The organism is Marinilabilia sp., from assembly GCF_016278715.1.
In the GTDB taxonomy this organism is placed as follows: domain Bacteria; phylum Bacteroidota; class Bacteroidia; order Bacteroidales; family Marinilabiliaceae; genus Marinilabilia.
The window spans coordinates 1-15,688 of sequence record NZ_JADQBH010000088.1; the positions used below are offsets into that span (position 1 = coordinate 1).

The 15,688-nt window shown below is 40.6% G+C and carries 5 protein-coding genes; 1 reads left to right on the plus strand and 4 read right to left on the minus strand.

Annotated features, from left to right (window positions below):
- The 4 genes from QZZ43_RS05455 to QZZ43_RS05470 all read right to left on the minus strand — a co-directional run.
- A partial coding sequence (locus QZZ43_RS05455; RefSeq protein ID WP_291856915.1) for a TonB-dependent receptor plug domain-containing protein occupies positions 1 to 1,938 on the minus strand: 1,938 nt, incomplete at its 3' end.
- Between the two features lie 42 nt (positions 1,939 to 1,980).
- The gene (locus tag QZZ43_RS05460; protein WP_291856916.1) at positions 1,981 to 3,927 is read right to left on the minus strand and encodes a RagB/SusD family nutrient uptake outer membrane protein; all 1,947 of its coding nucleotides are present in this window, start codon (positions 3,925 to 3,927) and stop codon (positions 1,981 to 1,983) included.
- A gap of 12 nt (positions 3,928 to 3,939) precedes the next feature.
- Entirely contained in the window at positions 3,940 to 7,116 is a 3,177-nt protein-coding gene (locus QZZ43_RS05465; protein ID WP_291856917.1) for a TonB-dependent receptor, read from the minus strand.
- A gap of 948 nt (positions 7,117 to 8,064) precedes the next feature.
- Positions 8,065 to 11,991 carry a response regulator gene (locus QZZ43_RS05470; protein WP_291856918.1) on the minus strand — a complete coding sequence of 1,309 codons (3,927 nt, stop codon included), beginning with the start codon at positions 11,989 to 11,991 and terminating at the stop codon, positions 8,065 to 8,067.
- A gap of 562 nt (positions 11,992 to 12,553) precedes the next feature.
- Between QZZ43_RS05470 and QZZ43_RS05475 the strand changes: the two genes are divergently transcribed.
- Positions 12,554 to 15,688 (plus strand): TonB-dependent receptor, encoded by a 3,135-nt coding sequence (locus tag QZZ43_RS05475; protein WP_291856919.1) that lies wholly within the window; start codon positions 12,554 to 12,556, stop codon positions 15,686 to 15,688.

Genomic DNA, 15,688 nt, shown 5'->3' on the forward strand with positions numbered 1-15,688 from the left:
CATATTTTTCCACAAGGAAGTTCTAAGATTTGCCGAAAGCTCTTTGCGCTTCACAAAGGTCAAATCTTCATTTTCTCCCTGAAGAGAATTGGTTGACTGCTCGGAAGCACCGTCATACCATCCCCACCATGCACCATCTGCCTGATTAAAGTTACCTGCATACTCATAAAAACCATCAATACTCATATCTGTATGCAGAACACTTCCAGATACGCTCAACATCAAGTCATCAACAACGGAAGAGCCTGAAAGAAAATCTTCCTGTCCTATTCTCCAGCCAAGTGTCACAGAGGGAGAAAACGCATCACGGTTCCCTTCTGCAAATTTTGCTGAATGAACCAAAGCTCCACCAAGATCAGCGTAATACTTATTTTTCAGATTGTACCCCAGTTGAAGACCAAGATTAGCATTGGCTGTGCTGTGATAAATCTCTGATTGCGTTTGCTGATAGCCGGTAGCGACCAACATGGCAGAAAAATTATGTGTGTTGTTAATAGTAGTGGTATAATCGAACCAACCTGAAAAGGCAATGGTTTGGAAATAGCTTTCATCCCTAAAAACAGGATCCCCTGATTTCTCATCATTACCTTCTTTTGTCAATTCAGCAATAACATCCTCTCCATTGTAGTTATACCATGAAGGGACAAAAACTGCATATTCATTTTCATAAGCAGATGTGTAAGCGGTAGAATAGTCAACTGCAAACTGGGTATGAAAAGAAAGCCCTTGTAAAAGGTTTTGCAGATCGAAATCCAAACCGGTATCAAACTGAAACTGACGATTGTTACTCTTATTATACCCACCGCCATAAACATCGGCAAAAGCATTTGTCATAGCAACACGCGAACCTCCAAGAAAATACTTTCCATCAATAATATTAAGACTATTGTCAATCATTGGCATGGCACTCAATGCATTCTCATCAAGATAACTTCTGGGAATAAGAGGAGAAACACGGTTGGGCCGCATTGTGGAAGCGTAGGTCCAATAATTATCAACATTTTCATCATCATCAGGATCACTATCTGTATAATTGTTTCCCCTTGATGTATAAAAAGTTGCATTGGCGTTTACATGTGCATCAATAAAATCGTTTAGCTTGATGTCTACATTTCCACGAATGTTCAAACGTTCCTCATAGTTATTTTCTGCTTCACCGAAGTTCATAACATTGCCCATACGAGAATACCCAACATTACTGTAATACTGTGCACGCTCATTTCCACCTATTAATTCGGTGGTTACATCTGTACGATTATAGGCTTTCTGAAGATAATCTGAAGAATAAAAATCTACATCGGGATAACGGTATGGATTGTTCCCTGATGCAAAGTTATAAATATCTTCATCGCTAAACGAGACATTTTTACCATCGTTGACCGAAGCCTCATTGTACAGGCTCATATACTCAGCAGAACCCAAATACTTGGGATAGCTTTTGGACACATGAAATCCGGTATTAGCCCGAACGTTAACCTCCAGAGGCTGCGCTTTACCGCGCTTGGTGGTGATGTAAATCACCCCTTTTGCGGCACGACTACCATACAAAACCACAGCAGAGGCACCCTTCAGGAAAGTAATTTCATCAATTTCGCTGGGCAAAACATTATTGGCATCGCGGGGAATACCATCAACCAACACAAGCCGGTCGTCCATTCCCCACATTGAATTTCCATTCCAACCACCAATAAAGCCCTCCATGCTCTCCAAACTATAGAGATAATAGTTTTTCTTAAGCAGGTCTTCTACATCGACAACAGAAACCCCCCCCAGAAGATCATTTTTAGAGACCTCCCGAAAGGCAACCTGAACCATAGAGTCCTGTTTTTCTATATTCGTCGAATCAGTTTCATTTTCTGCAGTTGCCTGTGCCTTCATAAAGAAAGGCAGCAAAACAAACGCCGCACATAAAATGATTCTTATTTGTATATGTTTCATTGTTTATTTCTTTGATAAATTACACTACATTTCTTTTTATAATTACCATCCGGGATTCTGTTCGAATTCAGGATACATGGAAGTATCAGAAATCTTCAGCGGAAGCCAATAGTGTTTTTTCCCAAATTTCCGGGTTAAAATAACCTCTTCGCGAAAGTTGGAAACCCTGGCATCACGGGGATCATTTTCCTCAAAGAAAGTGACATCTTCTACCCGGTCAAACTCCTGAGATGTCTTAATATTATAAGGCTCCTCTGTGAGCAACAACCACCTGCGCAGGTCATTAAATCTAAAGCCTTCGAAAGACAATTCCACCGCACGTTCTCTGCGTACTTCATCAAGAAACAATTCAGGGCTGCTGGTAAAGGTAGCAGCAACATGTCCGGCACCTACACGGTCGCGAAGCGTATTAATAGCTCCCTCGGCTGTTTTCGAAAAATTAGAAGCACTGTACGTTGCACCACCAGCAGCAGCTGCAGCTTCAGCATACATCAAATAAATATCACCCAAACGCATATATGGCAGATACACATGAAGGTTTCCTGACCAGTTATAAACCCCATCATACTTGTTGGCTGTATGTGGCACCAGCTTTTGAATAAAATATCCTGAACGGCTACCATTACTAGGCTCGCGCATAAGGCCACCAGTATGCAACCCGGCATACCTGAGATGTTCCATCTCGGCCGGCATTGATGCATTTACATATTGAAAACCATCAAATACTATGTCGTGATAGAAACGTGGATCACGATTCTGAAATGGATAATTCGGGTCGAAACCTGATGCAGGATCATCCAGAGGAAGACCATTGGCCATTCCGTACAAATTCACATAATTGGCAGTTGGCTGGTGAATGATGTTATCATGTTCAACAAGTCCCTGAACTTTTGGCCCAAAGGTTTTCGACGTACCCCAGTTACTTCCATTAGCATCGGATGAAGGACCTCGAAAAATCGCCTCTGTTGAACCTGGCATCAACCAATTCTGTCCGGTTGTATAAAATATATCACTGTATTTAGAGGTTGCACCTGCTGCAGCTTTATGATTGTAAATATCCTCATAATTAAATTCAGCAAGCGAGTACTGGGTTTGTCCGCTTTCCACAAGGTTCAGCAATTCTCCAAATGCTTCCGCGGCTTTGGCAGAATACTCTGCATTATAATTATAAGTCATGCTACCACCTGTCTGCGCTCCATGTTCCATAAGTGGACTTGCAGCCCATAAATAATTTTTACCCAGATAACCGAGAGCCATAATTTTATTTATACGCAATTGGTTTTTACCTGATGTCTGACTACCAGGTCTGGTGTTGTTCCAATCAATAGGTAATAATTTTGCAGCCTGGGCAAAATCAGCACCTGCCAGATCAGCACATTCCTGATAAGTCATCCGTGGTAAAGTGAGCTGCTCACCGGCAGGTAGCACTTCATTTATATAAGGTAAACCACCAAAATACTGCATCAGCTGAAAATGCCACCACGCTCTGAAGAAATATAACTGACCAGCGATCAGGTCCTTCTCCTCCTGAGTGGCATCAGTCATTAAATCAAGATTGGCTAAGCCCATGTTGGCCTTGCGAATAGAATACCAGGCATGTGGCCAAATGGCATGATTAAATTTATCAGTAGATGTAGGGTCAGCATTATCTTTATCCAGCCAGCTGCCATTTTGTGCAAGTCGGCCTGCTTGCCAGGACCAGAAATTACCAATATCTATCTGATTCACCATATGCCAATCAGCAGCGGGGTTCATAATCTCGTCCTCGCCCCAATTCCAGGAAGTAGTCCAGTATGATTTCTGCTTATCCGGGATACAATTGTAGATCTCCTCTATGAAACCCTGGAAATTCATAAAATTTTTAAACGCCACCTCCTCTGAGACCAATGCCTCTTCTTCTTTCTCCAGGTAGTCTTCACATGAGGTAATACTAAACAGCATTACGAACAATATGCTTCCCCACAAAAGTGTTTTATATAACTCTTTCATTTCAATCATATTTTACAATGTTATTTTTACTCCAAAATTGTATCGTCTCATCATGGGATAAGCCCCCTGAGCACCGGCACCGGCAAAATTCGATTCACGATCATCAGGCATATCAGACCATACCCACAGGTTGTTACCGTTGACGAAAACTTTCAACGAATTGAACCCAATTTGCTTTATCCAGCCGGCATTATTGAAAGTATATGCAATTTCTGCATTCTTCAATCTCACGTATGAGCCGTCAAACAGGAACTGAGTTCCGGAATTGTAGCTGGGTGTAGACAACCAGCGAGGTACAACAACATCAGCATTTGGGGTATCTTCTGACCACCAGGTGCCCAGGTCATACACATTATTCAACTGACTCCCGAAACTGTTAAGCGGTACATTCCGTGTCACATTACTTACACCATAAAACTGAACAAAACCACTTATTCCTTTCCATTCAAAACCTAAAGTCGCGTTATAAGTATTTTGCGGCGATTCGGGATAACCGTAAGGAACCTGATCTTCATTGTCAATGACTCCATCTCCGTTAAAATCAATAATCTGATAGTCACCAACCAATTTATCTTCATCATTGGTATCGTGTGGAGTAGTTCCATATAACTGATCATAAGTAGTAACAAAACCAGCATCAATGTAAGACCTGCTCTGCCCAATGCTATAACCCGCATCCTTCTGATAATCAGGCAACAACATAGGCTCCTCAGTTTGGATAATCTCATTTTCAGCATGGGTCCAACTAACATTGGCCCACAACCTCAGTCGGTTTGGCAGAACCTTGTTAAATCGCAACTCGGCTTCATAACCATTCACATGAACCTCTCCCAGGTTGGCTGCCGGAGGACCAGCACCAAAATATGAAGGAACCGAACGATCAACTCCATAAATCAGAACATTTTCACGCTTGTCCTGAAAAACGTCAACACTACCTGCCAGTAATCCATTAAAAAATGCATAGTCTGCACCAATGTTTAGCTTCTTTACAGTTTCCCACTGTACATCGGGATTACCCAAAGCAGCCTCACGATACCATGAATAGGGGCTTTCTCCCTGATTCAAATCCATTGTGGTAACGCCTCCATAAGCCCATACAGTTCTATAGAGCCCCAATGCCTCTGCATCCCGGCTAAATCCATCATCTCCAATCTCACCATAAGAAGCCCTCAGCTTTAACATATCCAGAAAATCAATCGACTGCATGAAAGATTCTTCCGAAATCATCCAGCCCACAGCTCCTGAACTAAAAAATGCAAAACGATTCTCGATTCCGAACATATCAGAACCATTATATGCACCATTAACTTCTAAAAAGTATTTGGTATTGTAATCATAGGTAGCCCTGAAAGCCCAGTCTTCTCTCTTAATAGGAATATATTGATAATCCTGGGAAGTATTCTCTTCTCTTGTGAAAACCCCCATTCCTGTCAGGTTGTGATTACCAAAACTACGCATCCAGTCTAACTGCAGCTGATAATACAACTTTTGTTTAGTCAAACTTGCACTTCCGGCATCAGTACTCCATAATACAGGCTGCTTATAATCAAATTTATTATTCGCATCATAATCCAGCTTATAAGTTTCCGCACCAGTTTTGGGATCAATCCATTTTTCCTGAGGATTATTAAATAAGTCATTAATACCTCTCTCCGTTTCCAGGAATGTGTTATCCCAGGCAATGAGCCCTTTGAAATTTAATCCATCTGTAACAAAATCCAAATCCTGTTCCAGAGTAAAATCGGTATTGATTCTGGTCGTTGTTGTGACCATACTACCGGCAACGGCCAAGTTAGCTGCAGAGTTACTCACGTTAGAAATATCGGGATAGTATCCCCAGGCTCCATCTGAATATTTAGGAAGGAAAACATCGGGAGCAATATTATAAGCCCCTGCCCACTGCTGTGCAACTGCCCATTCTGAATCATTTGTCTGTCCCCATGGAGATTTCTTCTCCCCATTTGACCCTGAGATATTCACTTTAAATACCGTACTATTGGTTATTTGAAAATCCAGATTACTCCGTACATTCAAACGATTATAGCCATAGCCGGACTCATAATTACGACCATTATCCCACAATTTGAAAATGTCGCCTTCATGAACGAAATCAGCTGCTGCATAATACTTCACAAAATCGGTACCTCCACTAACACCCAAATTCGCTTTGTACGACATGGCATAATCTTTAAATATCGCATCCTGCCAGTCAACATTCGGATAACGTTCTCTTTGAGCAACCGATGTTTGATTTCTATACTTTTCAATAACAGATTGAGGAGTCATATAATCCCATGAATCAGGATTCACACCTAATTCATGTTCAATGGCTTCATTCCTGGCTGTAAGGGCATCATAAGAATCAAACTTATTAGGTAATTTAGAAGGTGCCTTCAATGTGACATCACCCCCAACGCTGACCTGAGCAGCTCCTTTTTTCCCTCGTTTAGTAGATACAAGAATCACACCATTAGCCCCTTTTACTCCATACACAGCCGTTGCTGAGGCATCTTTCAATACTGAGATATTCTCAACAGAATTAATGTCCACGCTACTTAACGAACGCTCAATTCCATCTACCAGAACAAGAGGCGAACTATTGTTCCAAGAACTGGCGGAACGAATTAAAATCTCAGGGTCTTCTTCGCCGGGCATTCCTGAACTGGACATGGTAATTACACCGGGAAGATTACCGGTAAGGGCAGCTCCAACACTTGATGTACCACCCGAGCGTTGCAACACCTCTCCGGTTGTTTGGGTAATCGAACCAACAATACTTGCTTTCTTCTGTTGGCCATAACCAACTACCACCACATCGTCAAGAGCGATAGAATCACTCTCCAGATTTACGGTGACATTGGTTTGGGCACTAACATCAATTTCCTGTGCCTTCAGACCAATAAAAGAAACAACAATCACATTTTCCTCTTCAGGAATGTTAAGTGTAAATCGTCCATCAATATCAGTAATGGTACCATAAGCAGTACTTCCCTTTACCACTACTGTGGCACCCGGAACTGTTTGACCTCCATCATCCAGAACAACTCCACTAACGGTTTTCATATCCTGGGAGAATACGGCAAAACTTAAACAAAACATCATCAGGAATAACAAACCCCGCAGTTTAAAGCCCAACCGGCTTAATGATAGGGGATTTGCCTGACACACATTTTCATCACTTTTTTTCATTGTAATTTTGGTTTATTTTCATTTACAATTTAGTTTTTCCAACTTACCTGATTCACCCCGGTAGCACCCGGCAAAGGGTCCAAATTCCAGAATAAATGATCTTCAGGTTTGCTATCAGATCTGCTTTGTTTTTTCATGGTCTATTTTTTAGGTTAAACTTTTTGTTATTTCTTGTTATTTCGCAATCATTATAAATCTGTTCTGTTCTATACTTTTAAATCTCCAGTCATTAACATTTGAAAACATTTCACAACAAAAGTAAGAGACACCCTCCTTCAACCGTTCTAATTTGAGATATACAATTTTAAATTTAAGATAAAATTATTTTTAGACTGATTTTCAGCAACTTAAACAATGTTTTTCATAAATTCACTAACTTAAACTCAACCTCCTCTGAGAAATTGGAAAGTGTGATTTTTAGCTTTAAATTTCAGACACATAAAGCCCTTAATACCTGATTTAGAGGATTTCTAAAACCTTAATTTTATCTGAAATCTAAAATGAAGTAGCTGAAAACACTCGGGAAAACAATCAATGAAAAGAATTAACAATAGAAGTACTTTTTCACAAAAACGGCATGAAAGACTTTAACCATTTACAAAAAAGTAATTCATTTTTTTACACCTTTAAGTAATTTTGTCAACTTTTGGACAGGAGGAAAGAAACAACTGTCTGGAGATTAAAGAATTTTAACCACAGAAGAAGAACATTGGTGAACCATATAGGGCATATAAGAGAACGCAGATTAGCTGTTAGTTTCTCGAAAGCCGAAGTAAGAAAGTGGATTCACTCGCAATTGCACATTGCCTGGAATTAGGGTTAAAAGTGATATAATCAGCACAAAAAACAGAATATCACCTCGGTTAGATTAACAAACTTGAACCACATAACCAACATAAAGATATAATGTAAGGAAAGGCTCCATGCTCCTTGCACCCTGCGTTTTTCCTATTCAGTACCCAGAAACTCGGTAGGAGATTTTCGATAAAAACTCTTAAACACGGTGCTAAAATAGGAAACACTGGCAAAACCGCATTTCTCACTGACTTCTGTAACTGAGTAGTCCCCTGTTTTAAGAAGCTCTCGTGAATAATGTAGCCTGACTGTTCGAATAAAATCGGAAGGTGATTGGTCTGTCAGGGCTTTCATTTTCTTGTAAAGCAATGAAGAACTTACATTTAACTCAGCAGCAAATTCTGATTTTCCAAATGCAGAATTCGAGATATTGTTTTTTACTACTTCATAAGCTTTCTTAACAAATAAATCGTTCAGCTCATTTTCGGTCAAGGGAGCGGTTCGGTCATTATCCATCAACTTCATAGCTTTCTCCCTTACAATTCTTCGGTTGGTGAGTATCGATTTAATTCGCCCCAACAACAAGGAGACATCAAAAGGCTTAGTCAAATAGGCATCCGCACCCAATCCAAGCCCCTGCAATTGAAGAGCTTTATCGGTAAGTGCCGTTAACAGAATCACAGGAATATGCGATGTTTCATAAGTGCTCTTCAGCAATTTGCATAGTTCAAATCCATCCATCTCCGGCATCATAATATCAGACACCACCATATCCGGAATATTCTCCCTTGCCGTTTCAAAAGCCTCATTCCCATTGGCCGCCAAAAGTACATTAAACTCGTCTCTTAACGAAACCTGAAGAAATTCTCTCAATTTATCATTGTCTTCCACCACCAAAATATTCAATTTACCTACCAACTCTTCACTTTCATCCACCTCCGGAATGGATGTTTCATGGATGGGAATTTCTATATCGGCGGAAGAACCCAATTCTGTGTACGCATTCTCAGAGCTATTTGCAACATTACGGAGCGGAATTTCAACGGTAAAAGTAGAGCCCACATTCTCTTTACTATCCAAAACAACACGTCCGCCATGCATCTTAACGTAATTCTTAACCATCAATAAACCTATTCCAGAACCAACAACTTCTGAATTAACAGCATTATCGCTCCGGTAAAACTCCTTGAAAAGTTGCCGTTGACCTTTAGCGCTAATGCCTATCCCCTCATCTGAAACATTCAGCACCCACCTCTTCTTATTACGAAAAAGATGTATTTTAACATTACCTCCTTCATGGGAGTACTTTATGGCGTTAGAAAGCAGATTATCTATCACTTTCTCCATCTTGCTGACATCAATCCCGGAAAGAAAACCCTTTTCATTAACATTCAACGAGAGCGTTATATTTTTTCGCTGCGCATACGATTCGAACATCATCATCCTCTGTTCCACAAAAGCAGCTAAATCGACCATTTGAAGTCTCAGCTGGGCTTTACCCTTATCAACCTTCTGAAAATCGAGCAATTGAGTTGCAACATTCAAAAGCCCTTTTATCTGACCATTAGCCAAATCAAGATAATACCTACCTTTTTTCGACAAATCCGGTTCTCGTCCTATCTCTTCAATGGGACCGCTAATCAAGGTCAGTGAGGTTCGCAACTCATGTGCTGTATTGGAAAAGAAACGAATTTTCTCCTCCGAATGTATTTGTTGAATCAAATTGATATGGTAACGGAAGAAAAAGTAAAACACTCCTACAATCATAAAAATCAACAAAATATAAAACCACCATGCCCGCCAGAAAGGAGGTTTTATAACAATGGCCAGACTACGCTCATCAATTACCTGAGACAACGAACTGTCAAGCATTCTGATTTTCAGTTCATATTCCCCTCCCGGAAGGTTGGCAAAGGTCAGCATCCGATTCGAAGCGGGTATACTCCAGTCCTCATCCATTCCGGCAAGCTTCCAGGAAACCTTTGATTGTGGTTCCGACACTCCTACCGGCAACAACTCGAATGTAAGCGTATTCCTGTTGTGCGCAAGAATAATTTTACTCAGGCTGTCCACCGGTACTTGTAAATCAAAGACTGCACTGTCTCTGATGGTTCGGCCAGAAATAATAATGTCCTGAATAAAAATATCACCATCAGCATCTTGTGCCTCTAAATCTTCCGGATCAAACAAAAGCCCCCCCTGATTGGTTCCCAGCAACAATTCCCCGGTTGACAAAACAATTCCGGCATCCTGATTAAAAGAGGCATTTGAAAGAGATAAAACGGATGAATAAGTCACCGCTGCTTTCGTTTCCGGAGAGAAACGACACAGACCGCTTTCGGTTCCAAGCCAAAAAAACCCGTCAACACTCGAAATACTATTAACAAAATTACTCGGAAGTCCTTCCTTCACTGTAAATTCATTAACCTCATCATTATTCAGATTGTAACTGACCAAACCTCCTCCACTGGTTGCACACCAAACCACATCGCTGTCGATCAAAAAATCATGGATTATAAAGCCTTCAAGTAATACTTCTATACCTCCCCCTGAAATATCCAGCAACACCAGACCATAGGAGCATCCCAGCAACATCTTATCACCAGAAATTTCCTCCAGCATATAAACAGGATGAAAGCCGTATTTCTTAAATTCAAAAGTCTCAATATCATAGCGCACCACTTCTTCCACCACTCCTCCAATCCATAAATTCCCCTTATCATCGTCTGTGATATCGAAAATAAATTCACCAAAACCGGCCTCTTCGGATGACTTCCCGCCAAACCTCATTATTTCTTTGCCCGACTCCCTGTCGAAAACAAAAATACCGGAGCCCCAGGTCCCGGCCCACATTCGTCCCTGGTTATCTTCAAATATGGAAAGAAATACTCTGGCTTCTCCGGATTTATTCTCATAAAAACTACTCCAGAGATCCTTGCTCACATCCCATTTGCTGATACCATTGTTGGTGGCAAACCATAGATTCCTTTTACTGTCCTCATAAACATCATTCACCACATTATTCACGAGAGAATTTGGGTTGTTTATTTGATGTTTAATCTCTTTTACAGCTTTGGATGTTTGTTCGTAAAATGAGACTCCTCCGCTATAGGTACAAATCCAGACTCGATTCTTCCTGTCAAGAAAAATGTCATAAACTCCGTTTCCTGCAAGGGAGTTTGGATCATCCACATCCTCCGTGTAAATATTTAATACTTCTGTCCCTTTTTTATTCAACTCCCAAACTCCCTGTCCGTCAAAACCAACCAACATAGTACTATCTGTATTGGCTTCAATGGCCAAAACAGGCTGTTTAGGAAAATTATCTACCTGAACCGACAGAAGCCTGTCGAATCGAATGTCGTACAAAAATGTATCACCCGAATTGGTTCCTATCCACAACTGCCCGGATTCTTTATCAAAATAAAGCATGGACATCTGTAAGGATTCCCTGTTTTCGAATGTGTGTAAATGTTCGATTTTTCCCGAGGCTGCTTCCACTATTTGGAGACTTCCCTCGCGCCCCAGGAAAAAAAACTCTTCATCATACCACTCCACAAAGTGTTCTACGCGGTCATTCTCACTTAACAATTCAAGCCCTTTTTCCCCGGAATATCGATACAACCCAAAGGTTGTAGCAATAAAAAATGTGCCACCAGGGCCGATAATGACATTATTAACAACCAAATAGTTGTTATTCAGCAAACTTCTCATATCCAAAGCCAGGTCAAACCGGTCATACAATGGATCGTATTTAAAAAACTGGCCATTATTGGTATAGGCAAACAAACTGGAGTTTTTATACAGCAAGTCAACACTTATAACGTTAGGAGTTACATAAGGCAAAAGATATTGCCGTTTGTCCTCCTCGGTAAACCGGTAAACTCCTGCTTTCGACGAAACCCAGATAAAGCCTTTATCATCTTCACAAACTGAATTGGCTCCCCTTATCGAGATCCCATATATATCGTTAACACTGTAAAAAACCTTGTTGGTAGGAATGGCATTCAATCCCATTCCTCCAAAAAGAAGGATCCCAATGAAAACGGAAAAAATTCTAAAAGATTGATTTTCTTTCATCTGAAAAAAATTCTCTGCATGAACAACTCAACACCTTCTTTATAAAAGTATAACGTTTGATTGCCTCAAAAGTATTTAATTCTGTTTAAAATTCAAGAATCAATTGGCTGATTCGCCGGAGAAGTCAATGAGAAATTTCGTTTATAATCACTGGTTGCAGAAAATTTAACCATATTGGTAAAAACCTTGAGACCATGAAATTGAGTGAGGTTCAATCATTTTTTCTGACTTCCTAAATCAGACACAAAATTTATTATTTCAGATACCAATCACCTCCACATCTTATAATTTCACCAACAAAAAACAACCGCCTTTCTATACTATTACTGCAAAACAGAATATTGTCTTCTTCTCAAGACGACTCATTTACTGACTCCAAAACAAAGCCCAAAATATTGTCTCATTTCAGAATAATTTTATCTGAAACCAGAAAAATAGAATGAAAGTAACAAGTACTTTTCAATATTCAATTATTCACCTTTATTAATATTTTTTAGCATTTGAGTTTTTTGACAAAAATTTCTGTTGAATCTTTTTTCTTAATACTAAAACCTAATTTTTTATGAAAAAAACAACATGTTTAAAAAAAGAAGGGATTTTTTTATTAATCTTCCTCTTCTTCACCAATCTGGGCTTGTTTGCTCAGGATGTTACAGTCACTGGTACTGTAAAAGATAACACTGGTCAATCGCTCCCAGGGGTTAATATCATAGTTGAAGGAACAGCCACTGGTACGATTACCGACGTAAATGGTAACTATACGCTTGAAGCTCCTTCTGATGGTGCTCTTGTATTTAACTTCATTGGTTTTGCATCTCAAACTGTACCTATTGATGGAAGAAGTGAAATCAATGTTGTTTTGGAGCCAACAGATGTAAGCCTGACAGAGGTTGTAGTTGTTGGTTACGGAACACAAAGAAGAGAAAACTTAACAGGAGCGGTAACGGATGTACGGGCCGAACGGATGCAAAACAAACCGGTTAGCAGCCTTTCATCCGCGCTTCAGGGTGAAGCAGCGGGTGTTTCCATTGTAAATAGCGGAGGCCCCGGTCAGGAACCAAACATCCAAATCAGGGGAGTAGGTTCTGTTAATTTATCATCCGCACCTTTATATGTGGTGGACGGGATGCCCGTGGGAAGCATTGAGGGTCTTGACCCCAATTCCATTCAGTCAGTTTCCATCCTTAAAGACGCATCATCAGCTGCCATTTATGGTTCTCGTGCGGCCAATGGCGTACTCCTCATCACTACCAAGAAAGGAGATCGTAGCGGAGAAATCTCCATCAATGTAGATGCATCTAAAGGAACGCAACAAATGTGGAAAACCCTGGATTTGATGAACAGGGAACAATACATGGATTTTGCCACGGAGTATTTGACCAACGCAGGGTCTGATTTACCTGCAAGGTTTTCCAATATGAATGACCCCATCTATCCGGGTGCATCGCAAACTTTTGCTGAAACCGATACCGACTGGCAGGATGAATTGTTTCGCAGTGCCCCTATTTCAAAGGTCAACGTTGACCTGACCGGTGGAACTGACAAATTCCGTTTTTTTACCTCTTATGGTTTCATCGACCAGGAAGGAATCATGGTTGGAACTGACTATACACGACACAGTACAACTTTCAATGCCGAATTTAAAGTAAACGATTTTCTGACCATTGGAGAAAATGTGACCGGATCTTACGGTATAAGAAACAACGAAAAAGAATCGGGTGGTCGGACGATGATAAAACACATTGTCAACCAGATACCCTACATCCCCGCCAGTGTTCCAGTTGGAACAGAGGGTTATGAGCATGGATATCGCACAACATCGCAGGTGGACGATACTGACCCTGAAAACCCGTTAAGAATCGCGGAACAGGATAAAAACATTTACAAAAGAGCCAATATTATTGGTAATGCTTATGCCGAGTTATCCTTTACTGACTGGTTGACATTCAGGTCTGTTTACGGGATGGAATACACAAGTGACCAGACAATTATAGACAGCCCCAAATACAAAGATGATTACAATGAAAGGGTGAATCATGAACTGGAGGACAACCGCTTTAAATTCTATTCACGTATTTACACAAATCAACTGACCTTTGACAAGAGCTTTAATCAGCATGATATCAACGCAGTTGCAGTTGTTGAAGAACAGATAACAACAGGAAGCAGACTCATAGGCAGAGGTGAACATGAAACCAACCTGCTGAATCAACTAAATGGCACAATAAATCAGTCGGTTGCTGGAACACTAGATGAGACAACACTTATTTCCTACACAGGAAGAATAAACTACTCCTTTGCTGACAAATATTTGTTAAGCGCTTCATTCAGGAGAGATGGTTCATCAAAATTTGCACCGGGAAATAAATGGGGAGACTTCCCCGGAGCTTCCATTGGCTGGGTATTAAGCAAAGAAACCTTTATGCAGGATTTTGATTTAATATCGAACCTTAAACTCCGTGCTAGTTACGGAAAAGTTGGAAACAATGCCCTTGGAGCATACGACTGGCAATCTACCATCAATCAGAATACCTGGGCAGTCTTTAACAGCAATGCTGAAAATAACCCGGGCGCATACTACGGAAAACTTCCAAACGAAGATTTAGAATGGGAGATTACCACCATGAAAAACTTTGGTTTTGATTTATCTTTATTGGATTATTCCGTCACCTTTTCGGCCGAATACTTTAAAAGAGAAGTTGATAATCTGCTCTTACAAAAAAATCTTCCCGCATCACTTGGATACATTGATAACCCCTGGACCAATGTAGGTGCAATGGAGAACTCGGGACTGGAGTTCAGTGCAGGTTATCACAAGCGCAACGGTGATTTTCAATTCTCATTGACTGCCAACCTGGGAACCATCAACAATGAAGTAACTGACCTGGACGGAAAAGTATATGACCAGGTGGCAGTTACAGGAGATTATGGTGGAGGAACCATTACCAGAACACAAGAGGGACATCCCGTTCAGGGTTTTTATGGTTACAAGGTTGACGGAATTTTCCAGTCACAAAGTGAAATTGATGCTTTAAATCAAACAGCATTACAACAATTCAACCAGGGGAATGTCGCTAAACAAGTTTATCAAAACGAAGGAACATCTCCCGGGGATCTCAAATTTAAAGATTTGGATGGCAATGGAGTTATCAACGAAGACGACCGCACTGTAATCGGCAATTTCCTGCCTGATTTCAGTTATGGGCTAAACTTCTCGGGATCATACAGAAATTTAGATTTCTCTTTGCAGTTACAGGGTGTATATGGAAATGATATATACAGCGGAACCAAAGTCCTGACTCAGGGTATGATGCGGTTATTTAACTCAGATGTTGCAGTTTTGGATGCATGGACTCCCTCAAATACAGATACCGACATCCCCCGTGCTGTAAATGCCGACCCCAACAACAATGCCCGTACATCAGACAGGTTCATTGAAGATGGATCGTATATGAGAATAAAGAACTTAACCATTGGTTACAATTTTTCCGACAATGTCCTGTCCGGAATATCAGGAAACTCTGTCAAGGGTCTTAAACTTTATGTTACAGCACAGAACCTCCTTACTTTAACCGATTACTATGGTTATGATCCGGAAATTGCTCACCGTGGTGACAATAACATGTTGAATGGTGCCGACTTTGGGCAATATCCTCAACCACGCACATTCATGTTTGGAGTTAAAGCAACATTCTAA

Bases quoted from the DNA above. Each gene is read 5' to 3' on its own strand.
- QZZ43_RS05460 (WP_291856916.1), bottom strand. From the start codon at position 3,927: ATGAAAGAGTTATATAAAACACTTTTGTGGGGAAGCATATTGTTCGTA.
- QZZ43_RS05465 (WP_291856917.1), bottom strand. From the start codon at position 7,116: ATGAAAAAAAGTGATGAAAATGTGTGTCAGGCAAATCCCCTATCATTA.
- QZZ43_RS05470 (WP_291856918.1), bottom strand. From the start codon at position 11,991: ATGAAAGAAAATCAATCTTTTAGAATTTTTTCCGTTTTCATTGGGATC.
- QZZ43_RS05475 (WP_291856919.1), top strand. From the start codon at position 12,554: ATGAAAAAAACAACATGTTTAAAAAAAGAAGGGATTTTTTTATTAATC.